The organism is Stenotrophomonas sp. VV52, assembly GCF_002893095.1.
In the GTDB taxonomy this organism is placed as follows: Bacteria; Pseudomonadota; Gammaproteobacteria; order Xanthomonadales; family Xanthomonadaceae; genus Stenotrophomonas; species Stenotrophomonas aracearum.
Genome location: NZ_PKQQ01000003.1, coordinates 292,649 through 303,450, shown reverse-complemented (window position 1 = coordinate 303,450; position 10,802 = coordinate 292,649). Strand labels below are relative to the sequence as shown.

The following is a 10,802-nucleotide window of genomic DNA, read 5'->3' as shown; positions in this document are numbered from 1 at the left end:
ACGAGTGACTGCATACATCGAGATCGTTGCGGCATGGGGGATGCCGACAGTTGGCCGGTCCGCGCGGCCGGGAACGGCGACGTGTCGGTATCGGAATAGTTGTATCGGCTAGACTCGCCCCATCCTGGTTCGGGAGGTGCGTACGATGAAGCGGACGTGGTCGACCCTGATGCTGCTGACGATGGCGTGGGCAGTTCCCGTGCTGGCCAGCGATCCGCTGACCACCGTGCTGGCCCGCTGGGACCAGGACGAACATCCCGACCTGCGCGCGGTAGTGGTGATGCGCGACGGCCGGATCGTCGCCGAGCGCTATTACAACGGCGAAACCGCAGCCTCGCTGCACGATGTGCGCTCCGCCGGCAAAAGCGTCACCGCGCTGCTGGCCGGCATCGCCATCGACCAGGGCGCGTTGAAGAACGTGGACGAACGCGTCACCGCGCACTGGCCCGAGGCTGCTGGCAGCGCCGTGGGCGATGTGCGCCTGGACGACCTGCTGACCATGCGCTCCGGCCTGGCCGCCTTCGACGAAGATCCCGCCTCGCCCGGCAACGAAGACAAGCTCGACGAAGCCGCCGACCCGTTGGCGTTCGTGCTGGCAGTACCGCGCGCGACCCCGCCGGGCCAGGCCTATCGCTACAACTCGCTGACCAGCTATGTAGTGGGCGTGGAACTGGCCAAGGCCACCGGCATGTCGATGGCCGACTTCGCCCGCGCCAACCTGTTCACCCCGCTGGGCATCAGCCGATGGGAATGGGCCAGCGACGCCGCCGGGTACACCAAAGGGCAGGGCAACCTGTCGCTGACCGCGCGCGACTTCGCCACCCTGGGCGAGATGGTCCGGAACAAGGGCCTGTACAACGGCCGCCGCATCGTCAGCGAGGCCTGGCTGAGCGAAGCATTGGCGCCCCGCGTGCCCATCGCCGACAGCGATCCGTATGCCGACCATTACGGCTACTTCTGGTACCACAAGGTCCACGACATCAACGGCCAGAAGGTTCCGGTGTCGTTCGCCTCCGGCAACGGCGGCAACAAGATCTACGTCATCCCCAGCCGAAATATGGTGGTGGCGATCACCTCCAGCGCGTACGGCAGGGGTTACGGGCAACGGCGCTCGGAAGCGATCCTCAAGGCGCTGCTGTCAGCCGACACGCCCGCGCCGTGAGGTACTCTGGTCAGTCCCCCATGTCAGAACACCGGACCGCCCGATGGATTACCAGCTGATCATCAAGTTCTGGCGCAAATCGCTGGACGACGAAGGCTTCCTGGCTACGCTCGAAGCCGAACTGGGCGCGGCGCTGGGCAGCGCTGCGAAGCTGGACGGCTATGACGTCAGCGCGAAAGAGATCAACCTCTTCATGGACACCTCCGACCCGCGCCCGACCTTCCGCAAGGCCAAGGACGTGCTGGAACGGCTGGGCGTGATGCACAGCGTCTCGGCCGCCTACCGGCTGGTCGGCGGCGCGCAGTTCACCTCGGTCTGGCCGACCCGGATGGCACGCAAGTTCACGCTGCCCTGAGGCGGAAGACCGGCCTCAGTTGCCAACCGGGTTCAGATACAGCCGCGCTCCGTCGGACTCGCGTTTTCCCGACCAGCGGCCACTGCGGTCCTGGCGGAAACGGCCAATGGTGGTGTTGCTGGTGTCGGTAATCAGCAACTGGTTGCCCGACAGCACCCAGCGGTTGGCCGGGAAGAACCCATCCGGGCAGCCTGCGGGCACGTAGGCGCTGTGCCCACCGAACCACTCGGCGTCCTTGAGTTCGATGGTGCAGGTGTTGCCGTTTTCCTGGCCAAGCGTCCAGCGCCCCACCAGTTCTTCGCCCCAGCCGGGACGGCCGCCGTGATGGTTGCCATGATCGTGACCGTGCGACCAATCGTCGTCATCGCCGCCCATGTCGATCTCCACCGAGCTGCCCTTGCTCTCGCTGCGCGACTCCGAATGCGAGCTGCCGCTGGTGGTGGATTGCTGGTTGAGCGAACCGAAGTTGCCGAACGCGGAGTCGCCGTTCTGATCGGAGCTGGTCGTTCCGTCCTGGTCCTGGCCGGTTGTCGACTGGCTGCTGGTGGTGGTCGTGCTGGAGCTGTCCTGCTCGCTGCTGGTGTGCTCCTCCATCGAACCGAACGACACGTCCTGGCCAAGGGCCACGGCCGGGGAGCCCAGCAGGAGCAGGGCGAGCAGAGGGGTAGGGGGGAAGTTCGTTGCCATTGCATTCTCCAGACGTAGACCGACGGGAACAGCGCGAGGCAAGCGGAGCACATCCGGCGTGAGCGGACTGGCAATAAAAAAGCCGGGACCCCGTTGAAGGAGGTCCCGGCTCTTTGGGTCCTTGCGGACCGTCTTATGGTGGAGGTGGGCTCTACTTGAAGCGGTGTTCTGGTCTTTACGCTGCAAGGCGCGGGAGGGGCTTCTCCCCTACGATACCCCCATCGATACCCCCTGCATCCGCGTGCTGATCGCGCTCGTCAACCAACGCCTGAATCCATGCTTCGATCTCCGACTCAACCCACCGAACGGAGCACCCCACGGGGACCTGTTTCGGAAAAGTTCCGGCGGAAATGCGCGAGTAGATGGTCGACTTGGGCAAGCCCGTCCGGTCGAGCACCTGCTTCAGGCGCAGGAGACGCCGGGGTGCTTGGGCGATGTTGGTGCTGGTGGTCATGCGCTCTCCTTCGCCGCAGCGGGCGGTTGATCTGTTACGAGTGACGGTGTGGTGGTGGGGCTTCATGAACTGGCCGACCGGGATGCGCCCTGCATGTGAAGGCTTAGCTGTACGACGTTGTCGGCCGGCGCCGCGATCGCGGGTAGTACCTTGCGCGCGCTGCGGGCAGGGCGGTTGTTGCGACGCCATTCGGTAAGTGCCGCCTCAGGCTCAGCGTGTCGCCTGGTAGCCTGGCACTGGCACTCGATGAAGTGTCCGCCGCCGGCGGCAGCGCCGCGCAGGTCATGGATGTGGCGCGCGCTGTGCCCGGCAGCGCACCGCGGTAGGCCCTCCGGATGGCTGATGTGTCGTTGTGTCATTGGAGGACCTCCATGATGAGTGCTTCAGCTCTGAGGGCTTGTGGACCCTGCCCGCGCGAGGCAGACTCGGGCTGGGAGTAGATGCGGCGGTAGAAATGGGAACAGATCAGGCACCTGAGTCGTTTCATAGCGTCACGCTGTCGGTACACGGATCCGGGCACCCGTACACCGCCAACATCTGGCGGGGGAGTGCCAAGCAGTGGCGTTTGCTCTCTGTCGACGTCCATCACTGCGCGGTGGTCGAGGTCCATTCGGGCCCGTTCGGCTCTTGCCGAGCCGCTCTTGAAGAAGCCGAAAGGGTCGCCATCCAAGCGCTGATCAAAGGTTCCAACAGCAAAGACAGCGCCGCTTAGCGAGATCCCGGTGATGGGATGGTCCGGACCAGCCCAAGGAGCTATCCATCGCTGCTGGCCAGGGTTACAGTGCATGCGCCCATTTATCGAAGACCCCGCATGCCCGATCGCGTCAGAGACAGCACGTTCCGTGGCAGCATCGGCGGCTACCACGTTGTGCTCACAGTCGCCCAAGACGAATCCGGCTTCTTCGGCTGTGCAGTCGAGATCGACGGGCAGCCGGTGTTGATCCTGCCGCGTCGGCTTGACCGCGTGACGGATAAGGGCGACGCCATGCAGCTCGGGGTTGCCGCCGTCGAAGCGTATATCGAAGGATTGCCGCGCAAGACCTAGCGGTGCAGAGATGGCACGCGACGCGTCTTTAGTGCCGTTGACGGCGTCCATCAGGCAGCCTCCGCCATTGGCGTAACTACCGGGTCCAGGTTGGCCTCGGCCAGAGCCCGCAACGGTGGCGGGCTGACGCTATTGCCGACCATCCGCACGGCTGCGCTCGTGGTGAGCGGGGTGCCGTCGGCGGTCCGGTCGATAACGTAGCTCTGCGGGAACCCCTGTGCTCGGAAGAGCTCGTGCGGCTTGAGCATGCGCAGACCGATGTCCACGATGACGTAGGGCGTGCCGCGGATCACCACAGTGACCAGCGCCAAGCGGTCGCGGGTCGTTACGGTATCGAGGGGGTCGACCAGCGAAGGCACGTTCGCGCCGCTGCCGTAGTACTTCACCAGAAAGGCGGCGACCCGCAGAGCGCCAGCTTCCTGCTCTTCCGACAGGACCGCGAGGTCAGCGGACACCAGTCGCTGCTGGCTACCGCTGGCAGTGATGGTGCTCACCGGGTCGCGCGCCTCGTTCCCAGCGCCTTGGTAGAAACCACCGTTCGCCTGCTCAAGGAACGCGGTGGCAATGCCGAGTGCGTGTGCCGCGCCCGCCGGACGCGCGGCGCCGGCGCCGGAGGTGATGGTGGGTACAGGCTCGGTGGCCGGCGTCCCGATGCTATCGCCCCGAAATTTGACCAGGTGCGGTGCCACCAGAGCGGTGTCAGCCTTCTGGGTCATGGTGTAGAGCGGTTCGCCACCGGAACGCGGCTCCGATTGTCCCGCCCGGCCGCCGACGCCGGCGAGGACGGGCGTTACCACGGAGAAGTGGCCTCCCTTCACCCCGGCGCAGACGGTGCGCAGGGGTTCGTCGGCCGCCATCGTGCGCTGGTTGCTGGCATTGGCATGCTCGGCAATGAACGGTGCCAGTTCTGGCTCGGCCAGCATCAGCTCTCCCCGGTTGGCGGCGGTGATGGTGCGCATCGGTTCGCGCACGTCGTGCACCCGCTCGCCGCCTTGGTGGGTAACCGGGACGATGAAGGGATCTGCCGAGTTGATGACGTGGCGCATTACACCCTTGGCAATGCGGCGCATGGTGGCGTCGGCCAGCGGCCGGCTGCGGGTGAAGATGGACGGGCAGGGTATGGAGAAGTCCAGGCAGTCAGCTGCGGTGACGCGCGGCTGCTGGTCCTTTCGGGAGCCATGACTCGCGGCCGGCCAAACAATGGCCTCTCCGTCGCGGCGGGCCAGCAGGAACAGGCGTTCGCGGCTGGTGCCGGCGCCGTAGTCGCTGGCGACGAGCTTGCGCCAGTCGACCACGTAGCCCAGTGCCCGCAGCGCGGCGACGAACTGCTGCCAAGTGCGGCCCTTGTGGCGGTTGTCCGGCACCAGCTGCTGGCATTCGACAGGCACGCGCTCGCCGCGCGCTGCAATGGAGCCGTCCATCTTGAGCACGCGGCGGGTGGCCTTGCAGCGCTTCGCCACCAGCGGACCCCAGGTGAGGATCTGCCAGACGTTTTCCATGGAGATGATTCGCGGAGCGGTATTGGTGCCGTTGAGTGCGTCAGCGCTGCGCAGTTGACCCACCCACTTCAGCACTACCCACGACAGGGCGCGGGTCTTCCTGCTTCGCGGCTGGCCGCCCTTGGCCTGGCTGAAGTGCGTGCAATCCGGCGAGGCATGGAACCAGCCGATGGCCCGCCCGGCGACATCCCGGCGCGGATCTGCGTGCCAGATGTCCTCGCGGTGGTGCTGGGTGAGCGGGTGGTTCGCGGCGTGCATGCCGATCGCGAGCTCGTCGTGGTTGTACGCCAGCGCCGGATCGATGCCGAGGGCCTGTTTGAGGCCTTCGCTGGCGCCGCCGCCGCCGGCGAATAGGTCGACGACGATCTCGCCGCGGCGCAGGCGCGAACGCTGCGGCATCGGGAAGTTGAAGGAGCGGGAGCCGTCAGCCACGGAAGTTCTCCAGGTTGTGAGTTTTGGGGGGCGGCGGAAGTTCATGGCAGAATCGGCTCCAACAGGGAGGGGGTGCTATGTCGATGCTTGACGACGTAAGCCAATGCCGGTGGCTCGGCAGCCCATGTGTTCTTGATTGGAACGCCGCGCCCGGGATCGACACCGCCAATGGCATGGCCTATGACGTTCAGGGCCTCGCTAATGTCGCGGGCAGCCAGATGGTGCAGGGCAAGGGCGCGGGCCTCCCGCAGACGTACAGTCCTACCGCACGCCTTTGCCAAATCGACGCACGAATGCGATACCAACTGGCAAGCCACCGTCTGGTTGCTGAATGGCTCAGGTGCTGCTGGTGCGACCCCAGTGAGTCCTGCACTTCGGTCCTCACACCCCGCGTTGTAGGCTTCAGGCACCCCTAACGGAGCTTCCCAATGAGCCCTATCGAAAACAGCGAACTTGTGACTCGCACCGGTGAAGTCGCCGGCGCCCAGTACATCATCAGCCTCAGGGTCGGGACTGACGGTGACACCAGGATTGAGGCAATCGTCGCAGTCGTTGGCGACCATGAGCTGCGTGCGCCCGGCTCCGGCAGCGTCTTTGATTCCGAAGAGGCCGCGATGACCGAAGCGATCAAGACAGTCGAAGGTCTGGCGGAGAGTGACGAACTGCGCCCCGATGTGGCTGGCTTGAAGCCGACCGGAGCACATCTCGCCGGTAGATAGACCTGTGCAAGGGCCGAGAAATCCTGCTCCTTGCTTGCGGTTCCGCCCGCGTTTCATTAGCGTTCCTCAGCGGGCGCCCGGCGGTGGTCGTCGATCAGCTTCTGGACCTGGTCTTGGAGCGTTGCCGCCTGGTCACAGAAGTTCGGCACCATAGTGGTGGCGAGCATGTGCAGGTGGTTGCGGACGCCCAGCAGTTCCACCAGCGGGAAGGCCGCCGGTTGGGCCAGCTGCACGGTGCCGCCGGGCTTCACCGTGGACAGCGTCGCCGGCACCGCAAACTGCAGCGCTTGGGCGACGACGGCGCGCCCGGCGTCCGTTAGGTCGAACTCGTTGTTCTCGTGGCCCTTCTGCAACCAGCCTCGCTTTTGCAGGTCCAGCAGCTCGGGCAGGTTGAGGGTGGTTTCGCCCGCCCAGCCGAACTGTGTGTCGCACACGATCAGGTTCCGGACGGCATCTTCTGGGGTGATGGTGCTGCTCTCGGTGGTCATGCCAAGGTTTCCTTGTCGTACTGCTCGAGTCTTTCGAGCAGGTAGGCGGTCTCTCGCTTCCACTTCGATGCGTCCGAGAGGCTGATGATCTTGTTGGTGGCGAAGCGCTGGAGCGCTTCCAGCGGCTCCCGGAACCAGGAGGGGTCGAAGGGGAGGGCGGCACGACTATCGGGAGTCGGTGCCAGTGGCTCGCAGTTGGGCCCTGCGTAGAAGTGACCGTCGCCGCAGTCTTGGCAAACGTCGTTCTTGTAGCGGTGGGCTTTTCCCGGCTTTTCGGCCTTGGGATGCAGATACAGGGCGCGGATATCGAGCTTCCGGCGCCTCGCGTGGATCACGTCAGCGTCTTCTGCCTTGATCCACGGCTCGACCGAGTACAAGGGCCTGCACTCGATTCGCACGGGCTTCTGCGGGCCGTACAGCTGGACCATGAAGGTTCGTCCCCAGGCTGCCACCTCGGCGGCCGGCACCGGCTCGCCAGCTGCGCCCGCGCGGCGCATGGCGCGCACAACAGCCGCCACGGTCATGGGTGCAGCTGCCGTCATGCGCGCGGCCCCAGCGACTTGATCTGCTCCAGCATTCGTTCGAAGTGCTCGGATTGGTTCCTCTCCAGCCACGCTGCGGCCGCCGCCACTGCAATAGCAGCGCCGATAGCGACGCCCAAGAGGAAGGCGACCGCGTTCACGCGGCACCCGGCGACAGGTCGTCGCGGAACTGGCGGCTCAGTTTCTGCGCGGCGGCGACCACCGCCTGGCCGCGCATGCCCGCGCGCTGTTCCGCAAGCAGCTGGCGATAGAGCGGCGCTGGGTTGAGGCCGGCAGCGCGGACGTTGTCCCGAACGGTCTGGAACTGGCGGAAATCGAAGACGTTGGTGCTCATGCGGCACCCCCTTGAGCGGCGTTCAGCGCTGCACGTCGACGAGCGCGCGCGGCTTCCAGGCGGGCGTCGGCGGCATGCAGGACCGCGAAGTCCCCGTCGTCCGCCGTGGTGGGGCCGTGATCCTTATTCCACTGCCGGTAGGTGTCCAGCCGGTGGGCGCCGGCGGCGTCGTATTCGACATCCGCTGCGATCAGCTCGGCGACGGCGGCGCGCGCGTCGAGCAGACTCTCGACGTTGCCCGTGTGCCCTGTTGCGCGGCAGTCCGCAATCTCGGTGTCGATCACAGCCACAGCAAGGGCGTTCATGCCGACACCTCGACCAGGTCGGCATTGCCGAGCTGCAGCTCCAGCGGCCGGCGCGGGAACATGCCCATGCGGGGGCGGTGCAACTGCAGCGCTGCGCGGGACAGGTCTTGGCAGAGCTGGGGAACGTCGGCGGGTTCAAGGCTGAGCAGAGCGTCGCCAATTTTGACAACGACGGTGTTGTTCTGGGGGCGCGCTTCCACGACGGCGGGAGCGCGGGCGCTAAGGGTGAGGTGCGGCATGGAAGCTCCTGGGTTTCGATTCAGGGCGAGGCGCAGTTATGCTTCGGCCATGAACTGGACGAATTGGCTGACGTTAGGACTCGCAGTGCTTGGCGCCACGCTGGGCGTCTTCAACGCTGTTTGGCTCATTCGGAAGGACACCGTGCGGCTCAAGGTCAGCTGCACGTCGCTTTTCATTCCGAGTACGGGCACGTGGACTTGCGCCGTTGAGGTCGTCAACGTCGGCTACCTTCCGGTAACGATCAACGAGGTGGCGTTCCGCCATGGTCGGCGGAGCAAGACGCGAGCCGCAGTAATTACAGATTACTTGCAGCGCACCCGGCTCCCGCTCCGGCTCGAACCGCGCACTGCCGTGAGCATCGCGGCGCAGCCCCAGATGCTGGCTGACATTGAGAGTGGGAGGTTCTCCTGGTGCAGCACGAGGACCGCGTGCGGCATCGAGTTGTTCGCCAAGATCAAGCGGCTCAGGTAACGGCTGCCAGGCTTTCGCAGCCCCGCATCGGCGGCGCCACAGACGCAAGGCGGCCCACACATTGAGAATCAATGCAGCGACCGCGAGCACCAGGGTTGCCGGTTGCGCTGAAGTTGTTTGCACGGGAAGGTCTCCGTGCCCCGGCCCGGATGGGCTGCTACGGGGGCGACGGGACTAGGATCACAAAGCGTGATCTTTAAGTCAACACGTTACGTGATGTTTCGGCGCTCGTTTTCTGAACGCGAACGATGTCGTTCAGAAAGGGACGGCTTAGTCGAAGCTGTTGCGAAGAATGCCGGCTTCTTCAAACGATACATCGTCGCGGATACACTCGCGGGCCCTGTCCAAATCACGGTGCAGGGCAATGAGCTCTGTGTCCGAGAGCTCATCGACTCCCGATTTCCCGAGCGTTGCCTGATCAACGATCAACTGCATGCCGAACTGGCGATACGTTCGGGCCAGGGAACGAATCATGCGGATATGGCTCTCACGCACGACGGAGTCAAAACTGGATCTGGCCGGCACCGGCATGGAGCCGTATGCCGTTGGCGCGTTAGGCGCTGCGTTGATTCTTTCTACCAGCTTGTGCAGCAACGCGTCCGTCTTGCTCATCTATTCCGTGCCCTCTGTCCAAATCGCGCTTCTCGCGCCACTTCGCGAAATCCACCAGGTTCCGTTGATCGGCCGGGCGGTCGTCGGCCGCAATCCACTCGTAAACGTCCGCAAACAGGTCAGCCTCGTTTTCAAAGACGACGACTTTCCCGATAGTGGCGAACGCTTCTACAAGGAAGCGGTACGTGCTGGCGAGAATGGCAGGATCGGGTCGCGAGGAATGAGACGCCGGGGCCTCGCCGAAGAGGGAGGCCACCGAGACACCTAGAGCCTTGGCCAGGAGTGGGACCTCCGACACTTTCGGCTCGCGCGCGCTGGGTGCTGACGATTCGTAGTTTGCAATGCGGCTTTGCCCAGACCAGCCACAGGCCAAGGCAAGAGCTTCTTGGGTCATGCCACGGGCAAGCCGGGCAGCGCGGAGATTGTCGGAGAAGGCCATCCGGCAATTCTTCACGTGATGTGATGTTAAGCCAACACAAAACGTGTTGCGTCGAGGATCACGATATGTGATTCTAGCGTCCATGGACGCACTCGACAAAGCTGTCAAAGCCGCTGGCGGGGTCACTTCGCTGGCCGATTCCCTGGGGGTGGTCCAGTCCACCGTCAGCAACTGGCGCAAACGCCGCCGGGTGCCGCCCGGGCACGTCATCCGAATCGAAGGGGTGACGGGAGTATCCCGGCATGAGCTGTGTCCGGAGGTATTCGGCCCTGCGAATGGGCAAGCCTCGGGAGGGCAGGGCGCAGTCGCCGGCAGGGTGCTTGAGAGCACCGTGACCAAGCGCGCGCTGCGATCCCGTCTCGGTTTGAGTAGCGACGCCCACTTGGCCAAGGTCCTGCAGCTGCCGGTTAAGCAGGTCGAGGCCTGGCCAGATGAGCAGGGCGTCCCTGCCTTGCCGAAGGTGCTGCAGCTGCTTGGTGTCCAAGAAGAACAACCGGCCGCGCTCGCGGCCCCGAACGATCCCGACGCAGACCGCGTCATTCAAGTGCAGGTGGCCTGATATGCGCGCGCTATCCGATAAGTGGAACCTGCGGCTGTGGCTGCGGGATTGGTTAAACCGGCCGTCGGTGCAGGAACTGGCCGCTCGGGCTGAAGGCGAGCGCGTTTCGCGAGAGTTCTTCGACGAGCTTTCGCGGCAATCGCTGCGGGTGAAAGGCGTCAGTCCGGACCAAGGACGTTCCGGGCGTAGCTCAACCAACCCTCCGCCTGCGGCCCCATCTGCTGGTCGGCAAGTTTGCCGATTGGCCCTTCCGCAGCCCGCTGCGCACTCACTGATCGAACGAGAGCGATGTTCTGCTCGATGTGCTCCAGCAGCTCCGCCGGTCGCGGATGCGACTTGAGCGATGCCATCAATACCGCGTCCATAACCTGGACCTGAGTGAACAGGCTCAGGAACGTTGGGTCCTCGATCAGCTCCATGTCGCCCTCCTTGCGGGCTTTGTTGTTCAGACAACCAGCG

The 10,802-nt window shown here is 64.8% G+C and carries 18 protein-coding genes; 6 read left to right on the top strand and 12 right to left on the bottom strand.

Annotation, left to right across the window (positions count from 1 at the left end; translation table 11 throughout):
- Positions 1-145 precede the first annotated feature (145 nt).
- Positions 146-1,162, top strand: a complete 1,017-nt coding sequence (locus tag C2U58_RS09950; protein WP_216362395.1) for a serine hydrolase domain-containing protein — start codon at positions 146-148, stop codon at positions 1,160-1,162.
- A gap of 43 nt (positions 1,163-1,205) precedes the next feature.
- Positions 1,206-1,517, top strand: a complete 312-nt coding sequence (locus C2U58_RS09945; protein ID WP_102945712.1) for a hypothetical protein — start codon at positions 1,206-1,208, stop codon at positions 1,515-1,517.
- 15 nt (positions 1,518-1,532) lie between these two features.
- Here the strand turns inward: C2U58_RS09945 and C2U58_RS09940 are convergent, their stop codons facing one another.
- The 3 genes from C2U58_RS09940 to C2U58_RS20280 form a co-directional block, all read right to left on the bottom strand.
- Entirely contained in the window at positions 1,533-2,204 is a 672-nt protein-coding gene (locus C2U58_RS09940; protein ID WP_102945711.1) for an AprI/Inh family metalloprotease inhibitor, read from the bottom strand.
- A gap of 175 nt (positions 2,205-2,379) precedes the next feature.
- Positions 2,380-2,658, bottom strand: a complete 279-nt coding sequence (locus C2U58_RS09935; protein ID WP_102945710.1) for an AlpA family transcriptional regulator — start codon at positions 2,656-2,658, stop codon at positions 2,380-2,382.
- A gap of 62 nt (positions 2,659-2,720) precedes the next feature.
- Positions 2,721-3,017, bottom strand: coding sequence for a hypothetical protein (locus C2U58_RS20280; RefSeq protein ID WP_102945709.1), 297 nt, complete (start codon positions 3,015-3,017; stop codon positions 2,721-2,723).
- Positions 3,018-3,469: 452 nt separating this feature from the next.
- Between C2U58_RS20280 and C2U58_RS09925 the strand changes: the two genes are divergently transcribed.
- Positions 3,470-3,703 (top strand): hypothetical protein, encoded by a 234-nt coding sequence (locus tag C2U58_RS09925; RefSeq protein WP_102945708.1) that lies wholly within the window; start codon positions 3,470-3,472, stop codon positions 3,701-3,703.
- 50 nt (positions 3,704-3,753) lie between these two features.
- Here the strand turns inward: C2U58_RS09925 and C2U58_RS09920 are convergent, their stop codons facing one another.
- A complete protein-coding gene (locus tag C2U58_RS09920; RefSeq protein WP_102945707.1) occupies positions 3,754-5,634 on the bottom strand; it encodes a DNA cytosine methyltransferase in 1,881 nt (626 codons plus the stop codon).
- 428 nt (positions 5,635-6,062) lie between these two features.
- Between C2U58_RS09920 and C2U58_RS09915 the strand changes: the two genes are divergently transcribed.
- Positions 6,063-6,353: a hypothetical protein gene (locus C2U58_RS09915; protein ID WP_102945706.1), complete on the top strand. Its 291-nt coding sequence runs from the start codon at positions 6,063-6,065 to the stop codon at positions 6,351-6,353.
- 56 nt (positions 6,354-6,409) lie between these two features.
- Here the strand turns inward: C2U58_RS09915 and C2U58_RS09910 are convergent, their stop codons facing one another.
- The 5 genes from C2U58_RS09910 to C2U58_RS09890 form a co-directional block, all read right to left on the bottom strand.
- Entirely contained in the window at positions 6,410-6,841 is a 432-nt protein-coding gene (locus C2U58_RS09910) for a hypothetical protein (RefSeq protein WP_102945705.1), read from the bottom strand.
- Positions 6,838-7,383: a hypothetical protein gene (locus C2U58_RS09905; protein ID WP_146033447.1), complete on the bottom strand. Its 546-nt coding sequence runs from the start codon at positions 7,381-7,383 to the stop codon at positions 6,838-6,840. The genes C2U58_RS09910 and C2U58_RS09905 overlap by 4 nt, the downstream gene beginning before the upstream one ends.
- 136 nt (positions 7,384-7,519) lie before the next feature.
- Positions 7,520-7,717: a hypothetical protein gene (locus C2U58_RS09900; RefSeq protein ID WP_102945703.1), complete on the bottom strand. Its 198-nt coding sequence runs from the start codon at positions 7,715-7,717 to the stop codon at positions 7,520-7,522.
- Positions 7,714-8,022, bottom strand: coding sequence for a hypothetical protein (locus C2U58_RS09895; protein WP_102945702.1), 309 nt, complete (start codon positions 8,020-8,022; stop codon positions 7,714-7,716). Before C2U58_RS09895 ends, C2U58_RS09900 begins: the two co-directional genes overlap by 4 nt.
- Complete coding sequence (locus C2U58_RS09890; RefSeq protein WP_102945701.1) at positions 8,019-8,261, bottom strand: hypothetical protein; 243 nt, start codon at positions 8,259-8,261, stop codon at positions 8,019-8,021. The genes C2U58_RS09895 and C2U58_RS09890 overlap by 4 nt, the downstream gene beginning before the upstream one ends.
- A gap of 49 nt (positions 8,262-8,310) precedes the next feature.
- Between C2U58_RS09890 and C2U58_RS09885 the strand changes: the two genes are divergently transcribed.
- The gene (locus C2U58_RS09885) at positions 8,311-8,733 is read left to right on the top strand and encodes a hypothetical protein (RefSeq protein WP_102945700.1); all 423 of its coding nucleotides are present in this window, start codon (positions 8,311-8,313) and stop codon (positions 8,731-8,733) included.
- 270 nt (positions 8,734-9,003) lie between these two features.
- Here the strand turns inward: C2U58_RS09885 and C2U58_RS20275 are convergent, their stop codons facing one another.
- Complete coding sequence (locus tag C2U58_RS20275) at positions 9,004-9,345, bottom strand: hypothetical protein (RefSeq protein WP_253256700.1); 342 nt, start codon at positions 9,343-9,345, stop codon at positions 9,004-9,006.
- On the bottom strand, positions 9,287-9,784 hold the full coding sequence (locus C2U58_RS09875; RefSeq protein WP_172448120.1) for a helix-turn-helix transcriptional regulator: 498 nt from the start codon (positions 9,782-9,784) through the stop codon (positions 9,287-9,289). Before C2U58_RS09875 ends, C2U58_RS20275 begins: the two co-directional genes overlap by 59 nt.
- Before the next feature lie 82 nt (positions 9,785-9,866).
- Here C2U58_RS09875 and C2U58_RS09870 point away from each other — a divergent pair, with 82 nt between their 5' ends.
- On the top strand, positions 9,867-10,343 hold the full coding sequence (locus C2U58_RS09870; protein WP_102945697.1) for a YdaS family helix-turn-helix protein: 477 nt from the start codon (positions 9,867-9,869) through the stop codon (positions 10,341-10,343).
- Positions 10,344-10,501: 158 nt separating this feature from the next.
- On the opposite strand, the gene C2U58_RS09865 is transcribed toward C2U58_RS09870, so the two are convergent.
- The gene (locus tag C2U58_RS09865; RefSeq protein WP_146033446.1) at positions 10,502-10,762 is read right to left on the bottom strand and encodes a hypothetical protein; all 261 of its coding nucleotides are present in this window, start codon (positions 10,760-10,762) and stop codon (positions 10,502-10,504) included.
- Between the last annotated feature and the right edge of the window lie 40 nt (positions 10,763-10,802).

Bases quoted from the DNA above. Each gene is read 5' to 3' on its own strand.
- C2U58_RS09950 (WP_216362395.1), top strand. From the start codon at position 146: ATGAAGCGGACGTGGTCGACCCTGATGCTGCTGACGATGGCGTGGGCA.
- C2U58_RS09945 (WP_102945712.1), top strand. From the start codon at position 1,206: ATGGATTACCAGCTGATCATCAAGTTCTGGCGCAAATCGCTGGACGAC.
- C2U58_RS09940 (WP_102945711.1), bottom strand. From the start codon at position 2,204: ATGGCAACGAACTTCCCCCCTACCCCTCTGCTCGCCCTGCTCCTGCTG.
- C2U58_RS09935 (WP_102945710.1), bottom strand. From the start codon at position 2,658: ATGACCACCAGCACCAACATCGCCCAAGCACCCCGGCGTCTCCTGCGC.
- C2U58_RS20280 (WP_102945709.1), bottom strand. From the start codon at position 3,017: ATGACACAACGACACATCAGCCATCCGGAGGGCCTACCGCGGTGCGCT.
- C2U58_RS09925 (WP_102945708.1), top strand. From the start codon at position 3,470: ATGCCCGATCGCGTCAGAGACAGCACGTTCCGTGGCAGCATCGGCGGC.
- C2U58_RS09915 (WP_102945706.1), top strand. From the start codon at position 6,063: ATGAGCCCTATCGAAAACAGCGAACTTGTGACTCGCACCGGTGAAGTC.
- C2U58_RS09910 (WP_102945705.1), bottom strand. From the start codon at position 6,841: ATGACCACCGAGAGCAGCACCATCACCCCAGAAGATGCCGTCCGGAAC.
- C2U58_RS09905 (WP_146033447.1), bottom strand. From the start codon at position 7,383: ATGACGGCAGCTGCACCCATGACCGTGGCGGCTGTTGTGCGCGCCATG.
- C2U58_RS09900 (WP_102945703.1), bottom strand. From the start codon at position 7,717: ATGAGCACCAACGTCTTCGATTTCCGCCAGTTCCAGACCGTTCGGGAC.
- C2U58_RS09895 (WP_102945702.1), bottom strand. From the start codon at position 8,022: ATGAACGCCCTTGCTGTGGCTGTGATCGACACCGAGATTGCGGACTGC.
- C2U58_RS09890 (WP_102945701.1), bottom strand. From the start codon at position 8,261: ATGCCGCACCTCACCCTTAGCGCCCGCGCTCCCGCCGTCGTGGAAGCG.
- C2U58_RS09885 (WP_102945700.1), top strand. From the start codon at position 8,311: ATGAACTGGACGAATTGGCTGACGTTAGGACTCGCAGTGCTTGGCGCC.
- C2U58_RS20275 (WP_253256700.1), bottom strand. From the start codon at position 9,345: ATGAGCAAGACGGACGCGTTGCTGCACAAGCTGGTAGAAAGAATCAAC.
- C2U58_RS09875 (WP_172448120.1), bottom strand. From the start codon at position 9,784: ATGGCCTTCTCCGACAATCTCCGCGCTGCCCGGCTTGCCCGTGGCATG.
- C2U58_RS09870 (WP_102945697.1), top strand. From the start codon at position 9,867: ATGGACGCACTCGACAAAGCTGTCAAAGCCGCTGGCGGGGTCACTTCG.
- C2U58_RS09865 (WP_146033446.1), bottom strand. From the start codon at position 10,762: ATGGAGCTGATCGAGGACCCAACGTTCCTGAGCCTGTTCACTCAGGTC.